At 74.1% G+C, this 20,647-nt stretch carries 24 protein-coding genes and 1 pseudogene; 15 read left to right on the top strand and 10 right to left on the bottom strand.

Features of this window, described 5'->3' with window-relative positions; translation table 11 throughout:
• Positions 1–119: 119 nt before the first annotated feature.
• Positions 120–1,091, bottom strand: a complete 972-nt coding sequence (locus ACH443_RS18420; protein WP_430591125.1) for a DMT family transporter — start codon at positions 1,089–1,091, stop codon at positions 120–122.
• Between the two features lie 83 nt (positions 1,092–1,174).
• Between ACH443_RS18420 and ACH443_RS18425 the strand changes: the two genes are divergently transcribed.
• Entirely contained in the window at positions 1,175–2,080 is a 906-nt protein-coding gene (locus tag ACH443_RS18425; protein ID WP_430591126.1) for a LysR family transcriptional regulator, read from the top strand.
• A 79-nt stretch (positions 2,081–2,159) separates the two neighbouring features.
• Positions 2,160–2,561 (top strand): FKBP-type peptidyl-prolyl cis-trans isomerase, encoded by a 402-nt coding sequence (locus tag ACH443_RS18430; RefSeq protein ID WP_429733276.1) that lies wholly within the window; start codon positions 2,160–2,162, stop codon positions 2,559–2,561.
• 115 nt (positions 2,562–2,676) lie between these two features.
• Here ACH443_RS18430 and ACH443_RS18435 read toward each other — a convergent pair whose 3' ends face one another.
• Positions 2,677–3,894, bottom strand: a complete 1,218-nt coding sequence (locus tag ACH443_RS18435) for a class I SAM-dependent methyltransferase (protein ID WP_430591194.1) — start codon at positions 3,892–3,894, stop codon at positions 2,677–2,679.
• A gap of 137 nt (positions 3,895–4,031) precedes the next feature.
• Between ACH443_RS18435 and ACH443_RS18440 the strand changes: the two genes are divergently transcribed.
• Entirely contained in the window at positions 4,032–4,370 is a 339-nt protein-coding gene (locus ACH443_RS18440) for a SelT/SelW/SelH family protein (RefSeq protein WP_430591127.1), read from the top strand.
• An 88-nt stretch (positions 4,371–4,458) separates the two neighbouring features.
• On the opposite strand, the gene ACH443_RS18445 is transcribed toward ACH443_RS18440, so the two are convergent.
• The gene (locus tag ACH443_RS18445; RefSeq protein WP_429764538.1) at positions 4,459–4,866 is read right to left on the bottom strand and encodes a DUF5997 family protein; all 408 of its coding nucleotides are present in this window, start codon (positions 4,864–4,866) and stop codon (positions 4,459–4,461) included.
• Between the two features lie 54 nt (positions 4,867–4,920).
• On the opposite strand from ACH443_RS18445, the gene ACH443_RS18450 reads away from it, so the two are divergent.
• Complete coding sequence (locus ACH443_RS18450) at positions 4,921–5,856, top strand: LysR substrate-binding domain-containing protein (RefSeq protein ID WP_430591128.1); 936 nt, start codon at positions 4,921–4,923, stop codon at positions 5,854–5,856.
• 44 nt (positions 5,857–5,900) lie between these two features.
• Here the strand turns inward: ACH443_RS18450 and ACH443_RS18455 are convergent.
• Positions 5,901–6,188 (bottom strand): annotated as a pseudogene (locus ACH443_RS18455) (ATP-dependent DNA ligase); the annotation flags it as partial.
• A 309-nt stretch (positions 6,189–6,497) separates the two neighbouring features.
• Between ACH443_RS18455 and ACH443_RS18460 the strand changes: the two are divergent.
• Positions 6,498–6,830, top strand: a complete 333-nt coding sequence (locus ACH443_RS18460; protein WP_430591129.1) for a hypothetical protein — start codon at positions 6,498–6,500, stop codon at positions 6,828–6,830.
• 32 nt (positions 6,831–6,862) lie between these two features.
• Here the strand turns inward: ACH443_RS18460 and ACH443_RS18465 are convergent, their stop codons facing one another.
• A complete protein-coding gene (locus ACH443_RS18465; RefSeq protein ID WP_430591130.1) occupies positions 6,863–8,437 on the bottom strand; it encodes an ATP-dependent DNA ligase in 1,575 nt (524 codons plus the stop codon).
• Between the two features lie 128 nt (positions 8,438–8,565).
• Here ACH443_RS18465 and ACH443_RS18470 point away from each other — a divergent pair, with 128 nt between their 5' ends.
• Positions 8,566–8,811: a metallophosphoesterase family protein gene (locus ACH443_RS18470; protein ID WP_430591131.1), complete on the top strand. Its 246-nt coding sequence runs from the start codon at positions 8,566–8,568 to the stop codon at positions 8,809–8,811.
• The gene (locus tag ACH443_RS18475; RefSeq protein WP_430591132.1) at positions 8,775–9,077 is read left to right on the top strand and encodes a hypothetical protein; all 303 of its coding nucleotides are present in this window, start codon (positions 8,775–8,777) and stop codon (positions 9,075–9,077) included. The genes ACH443_RS18470 and ACH443_RS18475 overlap by 37 nt, the downstream gene beginning before the upstream one ends.
• On the opposite strand, the gene ACH443_RS18480 is transcribed toward ACH443_RS18475, so the two are convergent.
• Positions 9,062–9,919, bottom strand: a complete 858-nt coding sequence (locus tag ACH443_RS18480) for an aldo/keto reductase (protein ID WP_430591133.1) — start codon at positions 9,917–9,919, stop codon at positions 9,062–9,064. The genes ACH443_RS18475 and ACH443_RS18480 overlap by 16 nt on opposite strands.
• Before the next feature lie 111 nt (positions 9,920–10,030).
• Positions 10,031–10,705, bottom strand: a complete 675-nt coding sequence (gene msrA, locus ACH443_RS18485) for a peptide-methionine (S)-S-oxide reductase MsrA (RefSeq protein ID WP_430591134.1) — start codon at positions 10,703–10,705, stop codon at positions 10,031–10,033.
• Between the two features lie 104 nt (positions 10,706–10,809).
• Here msrA and ACH443_RS18490 point away from each other — a divergent pair, with 104 nt between their 5' ends.
• The 3 genes from ACH443_RS18490 to ilvA all read left to right on the top strand — a co-directional run bounded on the left by ACH443_RS18490 (position 10,810) and on the right by ilvA (position 14,035).
• Entirely contained in the window at positions 10,810–11,427 is a 618-nt protein-coding gene (locus ACH443_RS18490) for a YdeI/OmpD-associated family protein (protein ID WP_429764545.1), read from the top strand.
• 136 nt (positions 11,428–11,563) lie between these two features.
• On the top strand, positions 11,564–12,811 hold the full coding sequence (locus tag ACH443_RS18495) for an AI-2E family transporter (RefSeq protein ID WP_430556913.1): 1,248 nt from the start codon (positions 11,564–11,566) through the stop codon (positions 12,809–12,811).
• Positions 12,812–14,035, top strand: coding sequence for a threonine ammonia-lyase (gene ilvA, locus ACH443_RS18500; RefSeq protein ID WP_430591135.1), 1,224 nt, complete (start codon positions 12,812–12,814; stop codon positions 14,033–14,035).
• A gap of 31 nt (positions 14,036–14,066) precedes the next feature.
• On the opposite strand, the gene ACH443_RS18505 is transcribed toward ilvA, so the two are convergent.
• A complete protein-coding gene (locus ACH443_RS18505) occupies positions 14,067–14,915 on the bottom strand; it encodes a helix-turn-helix domain-containing protein (RefSeq protein WP_430591136.1) in 849 nt (282 codons plus the stop codon).
• An 89-nt stretch (positions 14,916–15,004) separates the two neighbouring features.
• On the opposite strand from ACH443_RS18505, the gene melA reads away from it, so the two are divergent.
• The 5 genes from melA (at position 15,005) to ACH443_RS18530 (ending at position 18,760) form a co-directional block, all read left to right on the top strand.
• Positions 15,005–16,435 (top strand): alpha-galactosidase, encoded by a 1,431-nt coding sequence (gene melA, locus ACH443_RS18510; protein ID WP_430591137.1) that lies wholly within the window; start codon positions 15,005–15,007, stop codon positions 16,433–16,435.
• 9 nt (positions 16,436–16,444) lie between these two features.
• Complete coding sequence (locus tag ACH443_RS18515; RefSeq protein ID WP_430591138.1) at positions 16,445–16,627, top strand: hypothetical protein; 183 nt, start codon at positions 16,445–16,447, stop codon at positions 16,625–16,627.
• A gap of 101 nt (positions 16,628–16,728) precedes the next feature.
• Positions 16,729–17,106 (top strand): YciI family protein, encoded by a 378-nt coding sequence (locus ACH443_RS18520; RefSeq protein WP_429764551.1) that lies wholly within the window; start codon positions 16,729–16,731, stop codon positions 17,104–17,106.
• Positions 17,106–17,450, top strand: a complete 345-nt coding sequence (locus ACH443_RS18525; protein WP_430591195.1) for a YciI family protein — start codon at positions 17,106–17,108, stop codon at positions 17,448–17,450. Before ACH443_RS18520 ends, ACH443_RS18525 begins: the two co-directional genes overlap by 1 nt.
• Positions 17,447–18,760 (top strand): RNA polymerase sigma factor, encoded by a 1,314-nt coding sequence (locus tag ACH443_RS18530; protein WP_430591139.1) that lies wholly within the window; start codon positions 17,447–17,449, stop codon positions 18,758–18,760. The genes ACH443_RS18525 and ACH443_RS18530 overlap by 4 nt, the downstream gene beginning before the upstream one ends.
• Positions 18,761–18,863: 103 nt before the next feature.
• Here the strand turns inward: ACH443_RS18530 and ACH443_RS18535 are convergent, their stop codons facing one another.
• On the bottom strand, positions 18,864–19,268 hold the full coding sequence (locus ACH443_RS18535) for an ectoine synthase (protein WP_429764554.1): 405 nt from the start codon (positions 19,266–19,268) through the stop codon (positions 18,864–18,866).
• 44 nt (positions 19,269–19,312) lie between these two features.
• Positions 19,313–20,623 (bottom strand): diaminobutyrate--2-oxoglutarate transaminase, encoded by a 1,311-nt coding sequence (ectB, locus tag ACH443_RS18540; protein ID WP_429764555.1) that lies wholly within the window; start codon positions 20,621–20,623, stop codon positions 19,313–19,315.
• Positions 20,624–20,647: the final 24 nt, after the last annotated feature.

Below are 20,647 nucleotides of genomic sequence, written 5' to 3' on the forward strand. Positions count from 1 at the left end.
AACGCGCGCTCCACACTCCGCACGACCTTCGTCCCGTCACCCATCCCAACACCCCTCACCAGATCAGGTGTTGCGACGACCGCTTGAACCCGCCGTCCGCCGAGTAGTCAGGGCCACGCTCATGGATTCGTGATCCTGGTCCTGGCAGGTCGGCGGGGGAGGGTCGCGACGGCGACGCCGGCCAGGGCCAGCACGCCGCCGAGCAGGACGACGGCAGCAGGCACCTCGTCGAGCAGGGCCCAGGACATCAGCACGACGAGCGGCGGGACGGCGTACGTCGACGCCGCCGCACGACCGGCGCTGACACGGGCCAGGGCGTACCCCCAGGTGGTGAACGCGATCGCGGTCGGGAACACCCCCAGGTAGACGACGCCGAGCAGGGACGACGACGGCGCGACGGACCCCTGCGAGATCAGCGCAGGCAGGAACGGCAGCGCCGCGACGGTGCCGGCGAGGCAGCCGAGCCAGGTCATGGTGAGCGCGTCGGCGTGGGGGAGCAGGCGCTTCTGCAGCGTGGCGGCACCGGCGTACAGCACGGCGGAGGCGAGGCCGAGCGCCACGCCGGCGCCGTCGAACCGGCCCGTCGTCGTCGCGACGGCGATGACGACGACGCCCGTGAACGCCACGGCGATGCCCGCGAGCAGGCGGCGTGGGAAGCCCTCGCGCAGCAGGACGCCGGCGAGGACGGCGACGAGCATCGGCGCGATGTTGACCAGCAGCGCGGTGGTGCCGGCGTCGAGGTGCTGCTCCGCGGCGTTGAGGGTGAGGTTGTACGCGCCGAACCAGGCCACGCCCCAGGCGAGCACGAGCAGCAGCACCCGGCCGCGCGGGAGGCGCACGGGGGTGCGGCGGCGGACGCGGGCGACGAGCAGGATCACGGTCAGCGCCACGGAGCCGACGGCGACGCGGCCGAGGGTGAGCGCCCCGGCGTCGAGGTCGTGCCCGACGGCGCGCACGCCGACGAACGCCGAGGCCCACAGCACGACGGTGACGGCCATGGCGGCCGCGGTGAGGGCGCCGGCGCGGCCGGCGGTGTTCCCCGGCGTGGCGCTCGGTGCGGGCGGCGCGGTGCGCGCGGTGGTCTCGGCCATGGGAACGATCGTCGCCGACGTATCCCGTGAGCACCAGTTCATATATCTACCGAATGCTTCAGTGTCGCTGTATCGTCGCGAGCATGCTCGACGTCCACCGGCTCCGCGTCTTCCGCTCCGTCGTCGCCAGCGGCTCGGTCGCCGCGGCGGCCGCCAACCTCGGGTACACGCCGTCCGCCGTGAGCCAGCACGTCGCCGCGCTCCAGCGCGAGACCGGGCTGCAGCTGCTCGCCCGGCACGGCCGCGGCGTGCGCCCCACCGCGGCGGGCCAGGCGCTCGCCGCGCAGGCCGACGGGCTGCTCGCCCGCCTCGGGGAGGTGGAGACGTTCGTCGCCGACCTGCGCTCCGGGCGCTCGGGCAGCCTGTCCGTCGCCTACTTCGCCTCCGTCGGGGCGGCGTGGCTGCCGGCCGTCGTCAGCGCGCTCAGCACCGGGTTCCCCGGCGTGCGGCTCGACCTCGAGCTCACCGAGGAGATCCCCACCGACCCGTCGAAGCGCGCCGACCTGCAGCTCGCCGTCGCGCAGCCCGATTTCCGGCCTGCCGCCGGCACGACCGCCCACCACCTGCTCGACGACCCGTACGTCGTCGTCGTCCGCCAGGACCACCCGCTGGCCGGGCGGGACGAGATCGAGCTCGCGGAGCTGGTCGGCGACCGGTGGATCGACAACGACTTCGCGCGCGGCTGGTGCCGCCGCAACCTGCTCGAGGCGTGCCGCGCCGCCGGGTTCAGCCCGGCGTTCGCGGTGGAGGCCCACGACTACCCGACCGCCCTCGCGTTCGTCGCCGCCGGCATCGGCATCACCGTGCTGCCCGCGCTCGGCTCCGCGCGCCCCGCGGCCGGGACGGTGGCCGTGCCCGTGGTGCGGCCCGTGCCGGTGCGGTCCATCTACGCCCTGGTGCAGGACGCCGTCTCCGACACCCCGCCGGTGCTGGCCGCGCTCGCGGCGCTGCGCGACGTCGCCGGGTGCCCGGTGCCGTCTGCCGCGTAGGCTGGACGGCGCAGCCCCGCCGGGCATCGCCTGGCGTCTGCACCCCGACTCTGCACGACGACGAAGACGAGGTACCCCTGTGACCACGCTCCCCACCGCCACCGGCGGCTTCGGCGACAAGCCCCAGATCACGTTCCCCGAGGGCGACGCCCCCGCCGGCCTGCAGGTGCAGGTGCTCGAGGAGGGCACCGGCCCGGTGGTCGACGCCGGCCGCACCATCGTCGTGAACTACCTGGGCCAGACCTGGGGCGGCGGCGTGTTCGACAACTCCTACGACCGGGGTCAGACCATCGACTTCCCGATCGGCGTCGGCGCCGTCATCGGCGGCTGGGACAAGGGCCTGGTCGGCCGCAACGTGGGCGACCGCGTGCTGCTGTCCATCCCGTCCGAGCACGGCTACGGCCAGCGCGGCGTGCCGCAGGCCGGCATCCCCGGCGGCGCGACGCTCGTCTTCGTCGTCGACGTCGTCGGCGTGCGCTGACCACTTTCGGTCGCGAGGTAGTGCGGAAGCTGCCGAGGTCGTACGAGCCGCGTCTCGTACGACCTCGGCAGCTTCTGCACTGCCTCGGCAGCTTCCGGACGACCTCGCGTGCGGGTCAGCGGCGGCGGGACCGCGTGACCGTGAACTTCGGGTTCTGCGCGACGTGCACGGTGGGCCCGGCGGCGCGGGTCAGCGCCTCCCGGTAGTGCAGCGCCGTGTTGAAGACGCACCACAGCTCGCCGCCCTGGCGCAGCGCCCGCCCGGCCGCGCGGAACATGCGGTGGGCGGCGTCGGTGCGCACGGCCGTGCGGTCGTGGAACGGCGGGTTGAGCAGGATCAGGTCGGCGCTCGCGGGCTCCAGGTCCTCGCCCGCGTCCCCGCGCAGCGCGACGACGCGCCCGCCGACGCCGTTCGCCTCCGCCGTCGCCCGGGTCGACGCGACGGCCGCGGCCGAGCGGTCCGTCCCCACCACGCGGGCGTCCGGGTATCGCAGCGCGAGGACCGTGGCGAGCAGGCCGCTGCCGCTGCCCAGGTCGACGGCGTCGTGCACGCGGTCTGCTCCCGGCCACTTCTCCGCCGTCGTGAGCAGGAAGCGGGTGCCGAGGTCGAGCGTCGTGCCCGCGAACACCCCGCCGTGCGCGGCGACGGTGACGTCCGCCGGCGACGTCCAGCCCGACGGTGCCGCGGCCGCCAGCAGCTCCCGGTCGCGCAGCACGGCGCGGGCGGGGAAGGCGGGGGCGGCGTCGCGCGCCTCCGGCCGGACCCCGGTCGCGACCAGCGCCCGCGACTTCTGACGAGCGAGAGTGGCGCGCACGTCGGTGAACGACGCGGCCAGCACCTCGTTCATCGAGCGCGTCATGTGCTTGACCCGCCCGCCGGCCAGCACGACGACGTCGTCCGCGGCGTACCTGGCGACCGCCTCGGCGATCTCCGTGAGCTCGGCGAGGGACGGCGGGAGCTGGAGCAGCACGAGCCGAGCGCCGGCGAGCAGGTGCGACGTCTCGGTGTACAGGTCCGCGCGGACGAGGTGCACCTCGCGTCGCCCACCCCGAACGAGGTCAGCGAGGTCTGCGGAGAGGTGGTGGTCGAGCGCTGCCTCGGCGGTCACCGCGTCGGTGAAGGACCGCACCCGGGACGGTCCGAGCGTCAGCGCGCCCAGCGTGAGCGCGCCGAACCGGTCGCCGATGACGACGACGTCGTCCGGACCGGCGTCGGCCAGGAGGGGAGCGGCCTCGTCGAGCAGCAGCCGGTCCGTGGCATCCACGGCGACGGGCCCGTCGGCGCGCGAGCCGTCGTCGGGCCACGGGGTCAGGGCGTCGAGGACGGCGGACAGCCGCGTGGCGGGTTCGCCGCCGGCGGAGGAGTCGGGGGCGGGGGAGTCGGGCTCGGGGACGAGGTGCACCCGACCAGTCTCCCCGACGCGGGCGGAACCGCCCGACCACGCCCTGCCCGGCGCTCTACCCTGGCGCCATGAGCGAAGCCCCCTCCGCGCCGGAGCCGACGTCGACCGCGCGCGTGTCGATCACCTACTGCACGCAGTGCCGGTGGCTGATGCGCGCGGCGTGGGTGGCGCAGGAGCTGCTGCAGACGTTCCGCACGCGGCTCTCCGAGGTCGCGCTGGTCCCGGGGACGGGCGGCGTCTTCCGGGTGGAGCTCGACCCGGGCGACGGCCGGGACGCCGTGCTGCTGTGGGACCGCGCCGCCGAGGGCGGGTTCCCGGAGATCCCGCCGCTCAAGACGGCGATCCGCGACGCCGTCGCGCCGGACCTCTCGCTCGGGCACACGGACCGGGTGCAGCCGCGGGTTTGAGCCGATCTGTTCGGCAACTCATCGATCTCCTCGGCACGTTCGGCTGCCGAAGAGATCGATCCGCTGCCGAACTGATCGGGAGTGGCGCTCAGCGGGACCGGCGGGCGGACTTCTCCGCCTTGCGCGCGGCCTCGGCCGCGACGCGGTCCTCCTCCTCGCGCACCTTGGCCGCCGTCGCGCGCTCGTCGACCAGCCACTGGGGCGGGTCCTGGCGCAGCTCGTCGATCTGCTCGGTGGTCAGCGGCTCGGTGACGCCGCCGCGCGCGAGGCCGGCGATGGAGATGCCGAGCCGGCCGGCGACGACGGGACGCGGGTGGGGCCCGAGGCGGCGCAGCTCCTCGAGCCACTGCGGCGGATTCGTCTCGAGCTGCTCGAGCTCGGCGCGCGTGATGCCGTGCTCCTGGAACTCGGGCGGGGTCGCGGGCAGGTACACCCCGAGCTTCTTCGCCGCGTTCGTCGGCTTGAGGACCTGCTGGGAGAAGGGGGTTCCGGCCATGGGCACCAGGGTAGTCGCGGCGGGCGGCGCGGCACGCCCACGTAGCCTGGTGCCGTGACCGACCAGCCGGGCGAGGCCCTCGACGACACGGTGGACGACGAGCCGGACGACGCCGTCGAGAGCGAGGACGCCCTCGTCGAGGCGGCCGACGACGGACGTCCCACCTTCCGGCTCGGGTACGTGCCCGGCGCGACGCCGGGCCGCTGGGCGCGCACGTGGCGCGACCGGCTCCCGGGCGTCCGGCTCGCCCTGGTCCAGGTCGACGCCGCCGACGCGCCCGCCGCGCTGGTCGAGCGGCAGGTGGACGCGGCGCTCCTGCGCCTCCCGGTCGACGGCGACGTCCTGCACGCCATCCCGCTGTACACGGAGCTGCCCGTGGTCGCCGTCTCGCGCGACCACCTGCTCGCGGCGACGACGGAGGACGAGGTCGTCGCCGCCGACGACGTCGCGGACGACGTCGTGTGGCTGCCCGCGGACGACGTCCTCTACCCGGCGGGAGAGCCCGTTCCCGGCCGGGCGCCGGAGGCGTACGACGACGGCGCGGGCGGCCTCGTGGAGCCCGAGCGGCCCGCGACGGCGGCCGACGCGATCGCGCTGGTCGCGACCGGGGTCGGGGTCACGGTCGTGCCCATGTCGCTGGCGCGGCTGCACCACCGCAAGGACGTCACCTACCGGGTGCTCGACGGCGGTCCGGGCGCGCCCGTGGGCCTGGGGTGGCTCGTGGACGGGCTGCCCGACGACGTGCGCGAGCTGGTGGAGGAGATGATCGGCATCGTGCGCGGCCGCACCGCCAACAGCTCCCGGGGCCGTGCCGCGGCCGGGCGGTCGGACGCGAAGACCGCGGAGGTCACGAAGCCGGCGAGGGCGCAGGGCCAGCGCGGCGGGGGCGCTGCCCAGGGGCGTGGCTCCGGCCAGCGCGGCGCGGCACGGCGCGGCGGGGGCGCGCGGCCGTCGACGCCGCGCAAGGGCCGGCGGCGCGGCAGCCGCTGAGGGAGGCGGCCACCCGCCCGGTGGGCGGTCGCACAGCGCCCGGCTCAGCCGGCTGTGCTTCCGGAGGCCGCCGCCAGGGCGCGCACGGTGTCCACCGTGTCCGCCTCGGCGGCGGACTTGTCGTCGCGGTAGCGCACCACCCGCGCGAACCGCAGCGCCATGCCGCCGGGGTAGCGGGTGGAGCGCTGCACCCCGTCGAAGGCGATCTCGACCACCTGCTCGGGACGCACCTGCACGACGTACGATGACCCGTCGGCGGGCGACGTCGCCAGCTCGGTGAACCGCTCGGTCTGCCAGGCGAGCATCTGGTCGGTCATGCCCTTGAACGTCTTCCGGGTCACAAGTGCAGGAACGACGTGGGCCGATCGGTCGGCTTGCCGCGCACCGAGAGGCTGCTGTCGCAATATCTCCAGGTACGGGCGTTCCGTCTCTTTCGTCGCCCATGAGTCCTTGATGAAGTCGACGAGGGTCGAGAGATCCTCTTTGACTGTGCTCGGCCAGAGGTTCGGGTTGTAAGGCGCCACCCGCATCAGATTGTCCTCATCGAAGATCGGATTCGTGCCGATCGCCTTCACGAGCACGGTGGGCTCGTCTTGCAGGTTTCCAGTCACCAACGCGACCATCTGTGCCAGGCTCGGCCCGTGGACTCCAGTCGCGAGATGTTTCGCATCCTGCCGTTCCCGTTCAAGGACGACAGGTTTCCTCCATCGCTCGGCGCTGTGGTGCAGACGACGGTCTTGGACGGCGTCGAACCCGCGCGCGAGGTGGTTCATTTCTCAGACGGGGCGTGGGCGATCGGTGACGGGCGCAACGACCCGAACGTGCCAGGCGCGTCAATCGCGACTCATATCGCTCATGCGATCGAGCGGAACAGTTCGATCGCCACACTCGCGACGATGCCCCCGGGATTCATCGCAAAGAGGCCCGGGCCTGGAGGCAGGTGGACGCTTGCGCTGCTCGACGAGTCTGACTGACGGTCGGCTTGGTCTCGCGTGGCGGTCCCGTCTCAGGAAGGGAGATAGGAGCGCAGCGTGTCGATCGTGTCGGCCTCGGTCGTGGGCTTGTCGTCGCGGTAGCGGACCACCCGGGCGAACCGGAGGGCGACACCTCCGGCGTACCTGCTCGACCGCTGCACGCCGTCGAAGGCGACCTCGACCACCTGCTCCGGGCGAACGTGGACCACGTGGCCCTCGCGGTGCGTCTCAAGTTCGAGGAAGCGGTCCGTCTGCCAAACGAGCATCTCGTCGGTCATCCCCTTGAAGGTTTTTCCGACCATCGCCCAGCCGCTTCGGTCAACATCCTTGGAGGTCTTGCCGAGCATGACGAAGCCGCCGGCGCCGGGATCGCGCGCGCCGAGGTGGATGTTGGACAGCCAGCCCTGGCGGCGGCCGGAGCCCCACTCCACGGCGAGCACCACGAGGTCGAGCGTGTGCCGGGGCTTGACCTTGACCCAGCCGGCGCCGCGGCGGCCGGCGGCGTAGGGCGCGTCCAGGGCCTTGAGCACCAGCCCCTCCTGACCGGCGGCGACGGTGTCGGCGAAGAACCGTTCGACCTCCCCGACGTCGGCGGAGACCAGTCGCGGCACCACGACCTCGGGTGGGAGCACGCGGTCCAGCACCTCGAGGCGCTCGGCCGCGGGCGCGTCGATGAGGTCGGTGCCGTCGTGGTGCAGCACGTCGAAGAACCGCACGCTGAGCGGCACGGTGGCGCTGCCCGCCTCGGCGTCGTGGCTGCCCGTGCGGGCGGCGGTCTCCTGGAAGGGGCGCGGGCGGCCGGCGTCGTCGAGGGCGAGGGCCTCGCCGTCGAGCACCACGGTGCGCACGTCGAGGGAGCGCGCGACGGCGACCACCTCCGGCAGGCGCTCCGTGACGTCGTCGAGCGACCGCGTGAAGACGACGACGTCGTCCCCGCGGCGGTGCACCTGCACGCGGATGCCGTCGAGCTTGGTGTCGGCGGCGACGGCGGCGCCCTCGAACCGCTCCAGGGCGGCGGCGACGTCGGGCGCGGACGAGGCCAGCATGGGGCGCACGGGGCGGCCCGGCTCGAGCCGGAACGACTCCAGCGCGGGGGTGCCGCCGTCCAGCGCGGCGCGCGCGATGGGCCCGGTCAGGGCGCTGAACATGGCCGCGCGGCGCACGACCGGCAGCGGGACCTCGGCCGCGGCGGCGATCGCGTCGAGCAGCAGCGAGTCGAGCGCGCCCTGCCGCAGCTCGCCCAGCACGAGGCGCCGCACGAAGTCCTGCTCGTCGGCGGTGGCACGCGCGAACAGCTCGTCGACGGCGGCGCGGCGGGCGGCCTGCGAGCCGGCGCCCGCGAGCCGCTCGAGGCGGCCGAGGGCGGCGTCGACGTCCGCGGGGCTCAGCGACGGCTCGCCGGCGGGGTCGGGGAGGCTGCCGAGAGTGCGCCACCCCAGGCCGGTGCGGCGCTGGCGCGGGCGACCGGACAGGAACGCCGCGACGACCTCCACCTCGTCGCCGGGCTCCGCGGCGCGCAGCGCGTCGGCGAGCAGCTCCCGCTTGCGCAGCCGCGAGCGCGTCGCGGCGACGGCGGCGTGCGTGGTGACCAGCTCGACGAGCAGCACCCGACGATCGTCGCACCCGCCCCCGACGCTGTCGCGGCGCGGTCCTGGCCGGCGCCGTGCCGAGGGTCGGCCTGCTGCCGTGGGTGGAAACGCGTGCGTCCGGCCGGTCCTCCTGGGAGCGTGACGGCATGGGCGAGGGGACGAGTGCGAGGACGGGCGAGCTGGGCACGGTCGCGGTGCTCTCGGACGTGCACGGCGTGCTGCCGGTGCTGGAGGCGGTGCTGGCCGAGCCGGACGTGCGGGCGGCGGACGCCGTCGTCGTCACGGGCGACCACGCCGCCGGGCCGCAGCCCGTGGCGGTGCTGGACCGGCTGCGGGCGCTGGGCGACCCACGCACATGCCGTTCGTGCTCGTGGACCGGCGGCTCGTCGTGAACCCGGGCAGCGTCGGCATGCCGTACGGCCGGCCGGGCGGGTCGTGGGCGCTGCTGCGCGACGGCCAGGTCGGGCTGCGGCACACGGCCGTCGACGTCGACGCCGCGGTGGCGGCCGTGGCCGCCGGGTCGGGGTTCCCGGACGCGCGGGCGTGGGCGGACGAGTACGTGCGGTCGTCGGCGAGCGACGCCGACGCGCTGCGGGTCTTCGGCCCGCGGGACGGGCGCGCGGCCCGCCCCGCGGGGGAGGCTCAGAGCTCCTCGTAGACCGCCGGGTCCTGGTCGGCGGTGCGCCCGTCGGGGCGGCCGAGACCGGTGATGCGGGCCATCTCGTCGTCGGTGAGCTCGAACGAGAACAGGTCGAGGTTGTCGGCCTGCCGCTCCGGGCTGGACGCCTTGGGGATGGGCACGACGCCGAGCTGCACGTGCCAGCGCAGGATGGCGCGCACGGGCGAGACGCCGTGGGCCGCCGCGACCTCCGCGATCACCGGGTCCCCGAGCATGTCGCTCGCCCGGCCCAGGGGGCTCCACGCCTCGGTGACGATGCCGCGCTCGGCGTCGGCGGCACGCTGGGTGGCCTGCGGGAAGTACGGGTGCAGCTCGACCTGGTTCACGACCGGGGTCACGCCGGTGGCCTCGATGACGGCGTCGAGGTGCTCGGGCAGGAAGTTCGAGACCCCGACGTGCCGGATCAGGCCGCGCTCGCGGCAGTCGACCAGCGCCTGGTACGCCTCGACGTACTTCCCGATGCGCGGGTTGGGCCAGTGGACGAGGTACAGGTCGAGGTGGTCGAGCCCGCTGCGGTACACCGACTCCTCGACGGTGGCGACGGAGTCGTCGTAGGCCTGGCGGCGGCCGGGCAGCTTCGACGTGATCAGCAGCTGCTCGCGCGGCACCGAGGAGGCCCGTACGGCGCGGCCGACGGTGCCCTCGTTCTCGTAGCTGAACGCCGAGTCGATCAGCCGGTAGCCGGCGTCGATGGCGCGGGCGATCGCGTCGGCGCCGCCGTGGCCCTTGAGCTTGTACGTGCCGAAGCCGACGGCGGGGATCGCGGTGCCGTCGGCGGCGTTACGGGTGGGGACGTCGGGCGTGGTGCTCTGCTCGCTCATACCCCCATTCCACACCCGCGGCCACACCGGCCGTCCAGCGGCTCGACGTCTTCGCCTGGCACGCGCACGGCCCGCCCCCGGAGCGGGGACGGGCCGTGCGCGGTGCGTGCGTCAGGCGGCGTCGGGGTAGGGGACGCCCGTCGTCGCGTGGCAGCGGTAGCCGTGCGGGTTCTTGTCGAGGTATTCCTGGTGGTAGTCCTCGGCGTAGTAGAACGGGCCGGCCTCGACGGCCGGTCGCAGCTCGGTGGTGATCGGGTCGTAGCCCTTCGCCGCGAGCACCTCGGAGTACCGCTCCGCCGTCTCGCGCACCGCCTGCTCCTGCTCCGGCGTGGTCCAGTAGACCGCCGAGCGATACTGCGTGCCGACGTCGTTGCCCTGCCGGAAGCCCTGGGTCGGGTCGTGCCGCTCCCAGAAGATCTTGAGCAGCTCGGCCTCGGAGACCTTCGCCGGGTCGTAGGCCACCAGGGTGGTCTCGGTGTGCCCGGTGCGCGCCGTGCACACCTCCTCGTACGTCGGGTTCGGCGTCGTGCCGCCCATGTACCCGACGGCCGTGCTCACCACGCCGGGCACCTGCCAGTAGATCTCCTCGGCGCCCCAGAAACAGCCCATCGCCAGGTACAGCACCCGCGTGTCCTCGGGCCACGGGCCCGTGAGCGACGTGCCGAGCACCGTGTGCGGGCGGGCGGCGGGCAGGACGGGAGACTCGCGCCCGGGCAGCGCGTCCTCCGGCGCCACCATGGTGGTCTTGCCGGAGCGGCCGAGCAGCTGGTCGAAGATCGAGTTCATCGGGTTACCTCCTTGAGAGGGACGCGGTGGTCCCGTAGTGCGCAACGACATCGCCCGCCGGGGTGTTCCATGCTCGAGGGCGAGCCGGGCGCTACGGTCCCGTCATGGCCGACGACCGCCCCGACCTGCCCGACCAGCTCCTCCTGCCCGACCCGGCGGCGTGGCGGGCCTGGCTCGACGAGCACGAGGACACCACTCCCGACGGCGCGTGGCTGGTGCTCGCGAAGAAGGGGCGCCCGTCGCCGACGACGCTCACGCACGCGTCGGCGCTGGAGGAGGCGTTGTGCAGCGGGTGGATCGACGCGCAGATGCGGAGCCTGGGCGCCGACACGATGCTGCAGCGGTTCTGCCCGCGCCGGACGCGCAGCCGCTGGTCGGTGCGCAACCAGGAGATCGTGGCCCGCCTGACCGACGAGGGCCGGATGCGGCCCCGCGGGCAGGCGGAGATCGACGCGGCGAAGGCGGACGGGCGCTGGGAGGCCGCGTACCACGGCTCCGCGCGCGCCGAGGTGCCGGACGACCTCGCCGCGGCGATCGCGGCCAGCCCCGCGGCGTCGGCGATGTTCGAGGTCCTCACGGCGCAGAACCGGTACGCGATCCTGCACCGCCTGGGGGCCCTCAAGACGGCGGAGGCGCGCGAGCGCAACGTGGCGAAGTACGTCGCGATGCTGGAGCGCGGCGAGACCGTCCACCCGCAGCGGCGGCGTCCCGCCGCAGGGTGACGGGGCCGCCAGGAGGTCCCCGTCGGCGTCCGACCTGTGGACGCGCCGTGAAGATCCCGGTCGACGGCCGGCCGCCGCGCCGGCGCGCGGGCGTGGCCCCCGCGCGTCGAGACCCCGGGCCGCCTAGGGTTTCCGCGTGAGCTCGGAACGTACCTCCCCCTCCGGCGCGGACAGCGTCCCGCTGAGCGTGCGCGCGGCGGCCTCCTGGTCGTGGCGCGTCCTGCTGATCGCCGCCGCCGTCGCCGCCTTCCTGTGGCTGCTGGCGGCGCTCAAGACCATCGTCGTGCCGGTCGCCATCGCCCTGCTGCTGACGATCCTGCTGGCGCCCGTGCGCCGGACGCTGCAGCGGTGGCACCTCAGCAAGGGCCTGGCGACGGCCGTGTCGATCGTCGGGCTGATCGTGCTGGTGGGCGGCCTGGTGACGCTCGCCGGCACGTCCATCGTCAGCGGCTTCCAGGATCTCGCCGACCAGGCCGTCGAGGGCTTCCGCCAGTTCACGACCTGGCTCGCCGAGGGCCCGCTGAAGCTCGACTCCGACCAGCTGTCCCAGTACGGCCAGCAGCTCCAGAGCTCGCTGGTGGAGAGCTCCGGCCTCGTCTCGGGCGCGCTGGGCGCCGCGACCACCGTGGGGCACGTCTTCGTCGGCGCGCTCATCGCCCTGTTCTGCACGATCTTCTTCCTGCTCGACGGCCGCACCATCTGGACGTGGCTCGTCAACCTGCTGCCCGTGCGGGCCCGGGAGAACGTGCACCAGGCGGGCCGTCGGGGACTCGTCACGCTGTCGGCCTACGTGCGCACCCAGATCCTGGTCGCGTTCGTCGACGCCGTCGGCATCGGGATCGGGTCGGCGTTCTTCGTCCCCGCGCTCGCGCTGCCGATCGGAATCCTCGTCTTCGTCGGCTCGTTCGTGCCGATCATCGGTGCGATCGTCACCGGTGCGATCGCCACCGCCGTCGTGCTGGTGGCGAACGGCTGGGTCGCGGCCCTCATCATGCTCGGCATCGTGCTGCTGGTGCAGCAGGCCGAGAGCCACATCCTGCAGCCGTTCCTCATGGGCCACGCGGTGTCCCTGCACCCGGTGGCGGTGGTGCTCGTGGTCGCGGCGGGCAGCCTCGCCGCGGGGATCGTGGGGGCCCTGTTCGCGGTGCCGCTCGCGGCCGTGCTGAACACGATCCTGCTGTACCTGCACGGGCACGACAAGTTCCCCGAGCTCGGCACCGAGGACCACGTGCCGCTGCTGCGCCGGCGACCCCAGCTGCCCGGTACCCTGCTCTGGTCGGGACGGGCGTCGCAGGACACGGCGACGGCGGGCGGTACCTCGGACGGCAGCACGACCGACGCCCCTGCCCCGCCCGACGCGGGCCCGGCAGGAGAGAACAGGTAAGTGGCAGCACACCCCCCGATCGACCGCGTCACCCTCGAGGACGTCCGCACCGCCGCGGCCCTCCTGGACGGCGTCATCACCCGCACCCCGGTGCAGGCCTTCCGCGCGATGTCCGAGGTGGCGGGCGCGCCCGTCGTCCTCAAGTGCGAGAACCTGCAGCGCGCCGGGTCGTTCAAGATCCGCGGCGCCTACACGCGCCTGAGCCGGATGTCCGACGAGGAGAAGGCGCGCGGCGTCGTCGCCGCGAGCGCGGGCAACCACGCGCAGGGCGTGGCCCTCGCGGCCCAGATGCTCGGCATCCACGCCATCGTCTACATGCCCGTGGACGCGTCGGTGCCGAAGCTGCGGGCCACCCGCGGCTACGGGGCCGAGGTGCGGCAGGTCGGCGAGAGCGTGGACGAGGCGCTCGTCGCCGCCCGCGCGGAGGCAGCGCGCTCCGGGCGCACGCTCATCCACCCGTTCGACCACCTCGACGTCGTCACCGGTCAGGGCACGGTCGCGCTCGAGATCCTCGAGCAGGTGCCCGACGTCGGCACGGTCGTCGTGCCGCTCGGCGGCGGCGGGCTGGTCGCGGGCATCGCGACCGTCCTCGCCGAGGCCGCACCGCACGTCAAGGTCGTGGGGGTGCAGGCCGAGACGGCCGCCGCGTACCCGCAGTCGCTCGTGGCCGGGCGACCGGTGCCGCGCACGCTCGGCGCGACGATGGCCGACGGCATCGCCATCGGCACCCCCGGCGACGTGCCGTTCGAGGTGCTGGCGCGCCTCGGCGTGGAGGTGCGCACCGTCTCCGAGGAGGAGATGTCGCGCGCCCTGCTGCTCGTGGCGGAGCGGGGCAAGCTCATCGTGGAGCCGTCGGGCGCCGCCGGGGTCGCGGCGGTGCTGGCCGCCGAGCCCGGCTCGCTGCCGGGCACGATCGTCCCCGTCCTCACGGGCGGCAACATCGACCCCCTGCTGCTGCTGCGGGTGGTGCAGCACGGCCTCGTCGCCGCCGGCCGGTACCTGCAGCTGCGCGTGTGCATCGACGACAAGCCGGGCTCGCTCGCCGAGCTGCTCGACGTCGTCGCGCACGCCGGCGCGAGCATCGTGCAGGTGGAGCACACCCGCACCGACACCTCGCTCACCGTGGCGCAGGTGCTCGTGAACCTCCAGCTCGAGACCAAGGGGCAGGAGCACTGCGAGGCCGTCGTCGAGCGCCTGCGCGCCGCGGGGTTCGCGGTCGCGTGACCCGACCCGCGCCGCCCCGGCCGCGCCCGGGTCAGCGCAGCGCGCGCCGGTAGTCGCCGGGCGCGTACCCGCAGATCTGGCGGAAGGTGTCGTAGAAGCTGCTCTGCGACGTGAACCCGGCCGCGTGCCCGACCTCCACCGTGGTGGCGCCCGTCGTGATGAGCAGGCGCTGCGCCTCCGCCACCCGGCACCTGGCGATGTAGGTGCCGAGGGTGGTGCCCACCACCCGCTTGAACAGCGTCATCGCGTGGCTGGGGCTGAGGTGCACGGCGCGCGCGACGTCCGACGGCGAGATGGGGGAGCGGTAGTGCTCCGCCACGAACTGCGCCATCGCGGTGGCACGCGCGGCCGCGCCGGACGGCCCGGCCGCGCCCGCCGCGTCGCCCGCCGGGCCCGGTGTCCCCGCGGCCTCCGCGGCCGCGAGCGTCCGGCGCACGAACGCCTGCACCTCCAGCATGACGACGACGTGGTCGCCGCCCGCCAGGACGTCGCGGTGCCACGTCGCGAAGAGCGCGTCGACGTCGCGGGCGAGCGCGGCGGCGGGCACGACGACGGGGCGCGCCCGCAGCAGCACCGCGATCTGCTCGGCCGGCAGGGCCCAGCCGAGCACCTCGGTGAGCGGCACGTGCACCCACGACACGGCGGACTCCACCGCGTCGGGCTCGACCAGCTGGTGCGGCGTGCCGCCCCAGAAGAGCGCCACCTCGCCCGCCTCGACCCGCAGCGTCGACCCGCCGAACAGGTACTCCAGGCGACCCGTGTGCACGAGGTTGAGCTCGAGGTCGTCGTGCCGGTGCGGGTGCTCCATCACCGGGGGTGCGCCGCGGCGCACCCACAGGGCGGCCTCCTCCAGGCGGACGTCGTCGACCGTCAGCGTCATGCCGGGAGCCTAGGGCGATCGAAGGATCCCGGAAAGCGGGGCGACCGATCCGGAGGATCGACCGCCATCCTCGGGCCTAGCGTCGCTGCATGGCTCATTCCCCGAAGATCACCATCATCGGCGCCGGCGGCTTCGTGTTCCCGTTCCGGCTCATCGGTGACCTGCTCAGCTTCCCCGCCCTGCGCGACGCCACGCTCTGCCTCATGGACCTCGACGCCGACCGCCTGGACCGGGTGGCGGGCGCGGCCCGCGAGCTCGTGGACCACCACGGGCTGCCCACCGTCGTCGAGCAGACCACGGACCGGCGCGCGGCCCTCGACGGGGCCGACTTCGTCATCATCACGTTCCAGGTGGGCGGCGTGGAGTCCTACCGGCACGACGTCGAGATCCCGCGCCGCTACGGCGTCGACCAGACCGTGGGCGACACGGTCGGCCCCGGCGGGGTGTTCCGCTTCCTGCGCTCGGTGCGCGCGTACCAGGACATCGCGGCCGACGCGCTGGAGGTCTGCCCCGACGCGCAGTTCATCAACTACGCCAACCCGATGGCGATGGCCACCGCCTACCTCAACGCCCTCGGGCTGCGCACGGTGGGCCTGTGCCACAGCGTGCAGGGCACGACGCGCATGCTCGCCCGCACCCTCGGCGTCCCCTACGAGGAGGTCTCCTACCGGTGCGCCGGCATCAACCACCAGGCCTGGATCCTCGAGTTCCGCCGCGGCGCCGAGGACCTGTACCCGCGCCTGCGCCGGGTCATGGCCGAGCGTCACGTCCGCGGCCGGGCGGCGGCCGACCTGCTCGCCGACGACGGCGACCACTCGGACGCCGCGCTCGCCGCCAGCACCTACGAGGGCGGCAACGAGCAGGTGCGCACCACGCTGATGAACCACTTCGGGTACTTCGAGACGGAGTCCAGCCACCACGCGTCGGAGTACGTGCCGTGGTTCCGCAAGGATCCCGCCACGACGCTCGAGTACCTCCCGGAGCGCTGGGACTACTACGAGATCTGCTCCTCCCACGACGAGCAGGGCGACGTGGACGAGCAGCTCGAGCGGCTCAAGGCCGACCTCAGCCCGTCCGTCGAGTACGGGGCGTCGATCGTCAACGCCGTCGTCACGGGGGTGCCCGCCGTCGTCTACGGCAACGTGCCCAACGCGGGCCGGGTCATCACGAACCTGCCCGACGACGCCTGCGTCGAGGTCGCCTGCCTGGTGGACGCGAACGGCGTGCAGCCGACGTCGTTCGGGGAGCTCCCGCCGCAGCTCGCGGCGATCAACCGCACCAACGTCAACGTCCAGACGCTCGCCGTCCGGGCCGCCCTCACCGGCGACGTCGAGCACGTGCACCACGCCGTCGCCCTCGACCCGCTGACGTCCGCGCACTGCACGCTCGAGCAGGCCCGCGCGATGACGGACGAGCTCCTCGAGGCCCACGCCGCGCTGCTGCCCGCCGCGCTGCGGCCGGCGTCGTCCGCGTCGTCGTCGGCGTCCACCGTCGAGCGCGACCCCGTCCTGGCGCACTGAGCCCTCGTGGTGCCCCGGCGACGCCTCACCGTGCCGGTCGGGCTGTCCACCCTGACCAGCAACCCGGCGTTCGCCTCGCCGTGGGGTGCCGTGATGGCCGTGGCGACCGTCGCCGTCGTGCCGCTCCTCGTGGTGTTCCTGGTCTTCCAGAAGACCTTCGTGCAGGGGATCGCGAGCACGGGGATCAAGTAGTCGTCGGCGAGGTGTCTGTCGGGAGGTCTCCCGTTCGTCGTGCTCATGTACACGGCCACGAGGGCCGTGCAGGATGAGGAACCGACCCGAAGGAGATCGTCGTGCGCTACCTGATGCTGGTGCTGTCCACCCCCGAGGACCCGGAGCTGCGGCCGGAGGACGCCGCGGGCGCGCCGCCCATCGAGGGGTGGGTGGAGAAGTACTACGGCAGCGGCGCCGCCGTGCTCGGCGACCGGCTCCGCCCGCCCGCCGACGCGGTCGGGGTGCGGGTGCGCGGCGGGCGCGCGCTCGTCACCGACGGGCCGTTCTCGGAGACCAAGGAGGCGATCGGCGGGTTCGACGTGATCGACGCGCCCGACCTCGACACGGCGATCACCATCGCGTCCGAGCACCCCATGGCCCACGGGGGCGCCATCGAGCTGCGGCCGTTCTGGCCGCTGGGCCTCGACGGCTCCGGCGCGACGGACGGGGGCGCGTGATGCGGTACCTGATGCTGGTGATCGAGCCCGACGTGCCCGACCGCGAGCCGGACGCCGACATCGAGGACTGGGTGCGCCGGCACGACGCCGACGGGTCGCGCGTGCTGGGGGAGCGGCTCCGGCCGGCCGCCGACGTGCGGCGCGTGCGGGTGGCCGACGGCCGCACCCTGGTGACCGACGGGCCGTTCACCGAGACGAAGGACGTCATCGGCGGGTTCGACATCGTCGAGGCGCCCGACCTCGAGGCCGCGCTCGCGATCGCCGCCGAGCACCCGGGCAGCCGGGGCGGCGGCACGATCGAGGTGCACCCGTTCTGGCCGACCGACGGGAGCGCACCGGCGTGACGGCGCCGGCCGCCGTCGCCGTCGAGGACGCCTTCCGCAGCGAGTGGGGGCGCGTCCTCGGCGCGGTGGCCCGCGCCACCGGCGACCTCGACCTCGCGGAGGAGTCCGCGCAGGAGGCGTTCGTGGCGGCGCTGCGCACCTGGTCGCGCGACGGCGTCCCCGACCGGCCGGGCGCGTGGCTCACGACGACGGCGCGGCGGCACGCCCTCGACGTGCTGCGTCGCCGCCGCGTCGAGGCGGAGAAGAGCGAGACCGCGGTGCGGCGGGGCGAGCGGGTCGACGGGCCGGGACGGGCCGGCGACAGCGTGCACGACGAGGTCGAGCGCGGCCTCGACGACGGGGGCTGGTCGCCCGACGACCCGGACGGCGACCTGGTGCGGCTGCTGTTCACGTGCTGCCACCCGGCCCTGCCGCTCGACGGCCGGGTGGCGCTGACGCTGCGCTCCCTCACCGGCATGACGACGGGGCAGGTCGCACGCGCCTTCCTCGTGCCCGAGGCGACCATGTCGCAGCGGCTGGTGCGCACCAAGCGGCGCATCCGTGCCACCGGCATCGCGTTCCGGGTGCCGCCGCCGGCGCTGCTCGCCGGGCGCACGGACGCGGTGCTCGCGGTCCTCTACGTGCTGTTCACGGAGGGCTACGACGCCTGGGCGGAGCCCGCCGACGAGGTCGAGGGGTGCGCCGAGCGTCGCGCGCTGGCCGGGGACGCGGTGCGGCTGGCCCGGCTCGCCGCCCGGCTGCTGCCCGACGAGCCCGAGGCTCGCGGCCTGCTCGCCCTCCTGCTGCTGCAGCATGCGCGCCGCGACGCGCGCACGGGGGAAGACGGCGTCGCGCTGACCCTGGCGGAGCAGGACCGCACGCGGTGGCGCCGCGAGGAGATCGACGAGGGGCTGGCGGTGCTCGACACGGCGCTCGCGGCGCGTCGACCGGGGCCGTACCAGGTGCAGGCCGCGATCGCGGCGCTGCACTGCCGCGCGGCGACCGCGGCGGAGACGGACTGGGCGGAGGTGCTCGCCCTCTACGACGTGCTGCTCGACCTGGCGCCGTCGCCCGTCGTCGCGCTCAACCGGGCCGTGGCCGTGGCCGAGGTGCGCGGCGTCGACGCCGCCCTGGCCGCCGTCGACGCCGTCGGGCAGGACCCGGCGCTGGCGGGCTACCACCTGCTGCCGGCCCTGCGGGCGGACCTGCTGACGCGCGCCGGGCGCCCCGCCGATGCCGTCGTCGAGCTGCGCCTCGCCCTCGACCAGGTCGACCGCGAGGGCGACCGACGCCTCCTGAGCGCCCGCCTCACCGCCCTCGCGCCGAGGTAGTACGAGACCTGCCGAGGTAGTACGAGACCTGCCGAGGTAGTGACTACCTCGCGAAGGCTCGTACTACCTCGGCAGATTCGGTACTACCTCGGCGTCGGGCGGGTCAGACCGCGGCGGCCTCCGGCTCGGTGACGAGCGGGTAGACGCCGTTCTCGTCGTGCACCTCGCGGCCGGTGACCGGCGGGTTGAACACGCACACGCACGTGATGTCGGTGCGCGGGCGCACCTTGTGCTTGTCGTGGTCGTTGAGCAGGTACAGCGAGCCGGGCTTCAGCTGGTGCACCTCGCCGGTGCCGAGGTCCTCGATCTCGCCCTCGCCGGACGTGATGAAGACGGCCTCGATGTGGTTGGCGTACCAGAAGAAGCTCTCGGTGCCGGCGTACAGGGTGGTCTCGTGCACGGAGAAGCCGACACCCTCCTTCGCCAGGACGATCCGCTTCGAGCGCCAGTTCTCGCTCTTGACGTCGGCGTCGGTGTCGGTGATCTCGTCGAGCGTGCGCACGAGCATGGGTGGTACCTCCGGTGGTTCGGGTGCGGTGGGTCGGGGGCGGGTCAGGCCGTCGGCGCGGGCAGGACGGCGGCCACGGAGTCGCTGATGATCCGCAGGCCGCGCTGCAGCTCGTCGTAGGTGATCGTCAGCGGCGGCAGCAGCTTGACGACCTCGCCGTCGGGGCCCGAGGTCTCCATGAGCAGCCCGCGGGAGAACGCCTCGTCGCAGATGCGGCCCGCGGTCTCGCCGTCGGGCGTCTGCAGACCGCGCGCGAGGCCGCGGCCCTTGGCGACCAGCACGTCGTCGCCGTAGCGGGCGACGAGGGAGTTGAAGTGCGCCTCGACGAGCGCGCCCTTGTCGGTCGTGGCGGTCTCGAGCGTGTCGTCCGTCCAGTAGGTCCGGATCGCCTCGGCGGCCGTCGCGAAGGCGGGGGCGAAGCCGCGGAAGGTGCCGTTGTGCTCGCCCGGCTCCCAGATGTCCAGCTCGGGGCGCACGAGGGTGAGCGCCATCGGCAGGCCGTAGCCGGAGATCGACTTCGACAGGCAGATGATGTCGGGCACGATGCCGGCCTCCTCGAACGAGAAGAACTTGCCGGTGCGGCCGCAGCCCATCTGGATGTCGTCCAGGATCAGCAGGATGTCGTGGCGCTTGCACAGGTCGGCCAGGCCGCGCAGCCACTCGGCGCGCGCGGCGTTGATGCCGCCCTCGCCCTGCACCGTCTCGACGATGACGGCGGCGGGCGCGTTGAGGCCCGAGCCGCTGTCCTCGAGCAGGCGCTCCAGGTACACGAAGTCGGGCACGTCGCCGTCGAAGTAGTCGTCGTACGGCATCGGGGTGGCGTGCACCAGGGGGACGCCGGCGCCGCCGCGCTTCATGGAGTTGCCCGTCACGGACAGCGCGCCCAGCGTCATGCCGTGGAACGCGTTGGTGAAGTTGATGACCGACTCGCGGCCCGTCACCTTGCGCGCCAGCTTGAGGGCCGCCTCCACCGCGTTGGCGCCGCCCGGGCCGGGGAACACGACCTTGTGGTCCAGCCCGCGCGGCTCCAGGATCACCTCGTTGAACGTCTCGAGGAACTCGCGCCGCGCCGAGGTGAACATGTCCAGCGTGTGCACCATGCGGTCGTCGGCGAGGTAGTCCAGCAGCACCTGCTTGAGCAGCGGGTTGTTGTGCCCGTAGTTGAGGGTGCCGGCGCCGGCGAAGAAGTCGAGGTACTCGGTGCCGTCCTCCGCGTACACCGTCGCGCCCGAGGCCCGGTCGAACACGACGGGCCAGGAACGCGAGTAGCTGCGGACCTCGGACTCCAGGGCGGTGAAGCCCAGCGGGTCGTCGGCGGCGGACGCTTCGGTGGTGGGGACGGTCGGGGTTGTCACGAAGGACACTCCTTGAGGTGGTGC

This window comes from Isoptericola sp. NPDC019571 (assembly GCF_044389385.1).
In the GTDB taxonomy this organism is placed as follows: Bacteria; Actinomycetota; Actinomycetes; order Actinomycetales; family Cellulomonadaceae; genus Isoptericola; species Isoptericola nanjingensis.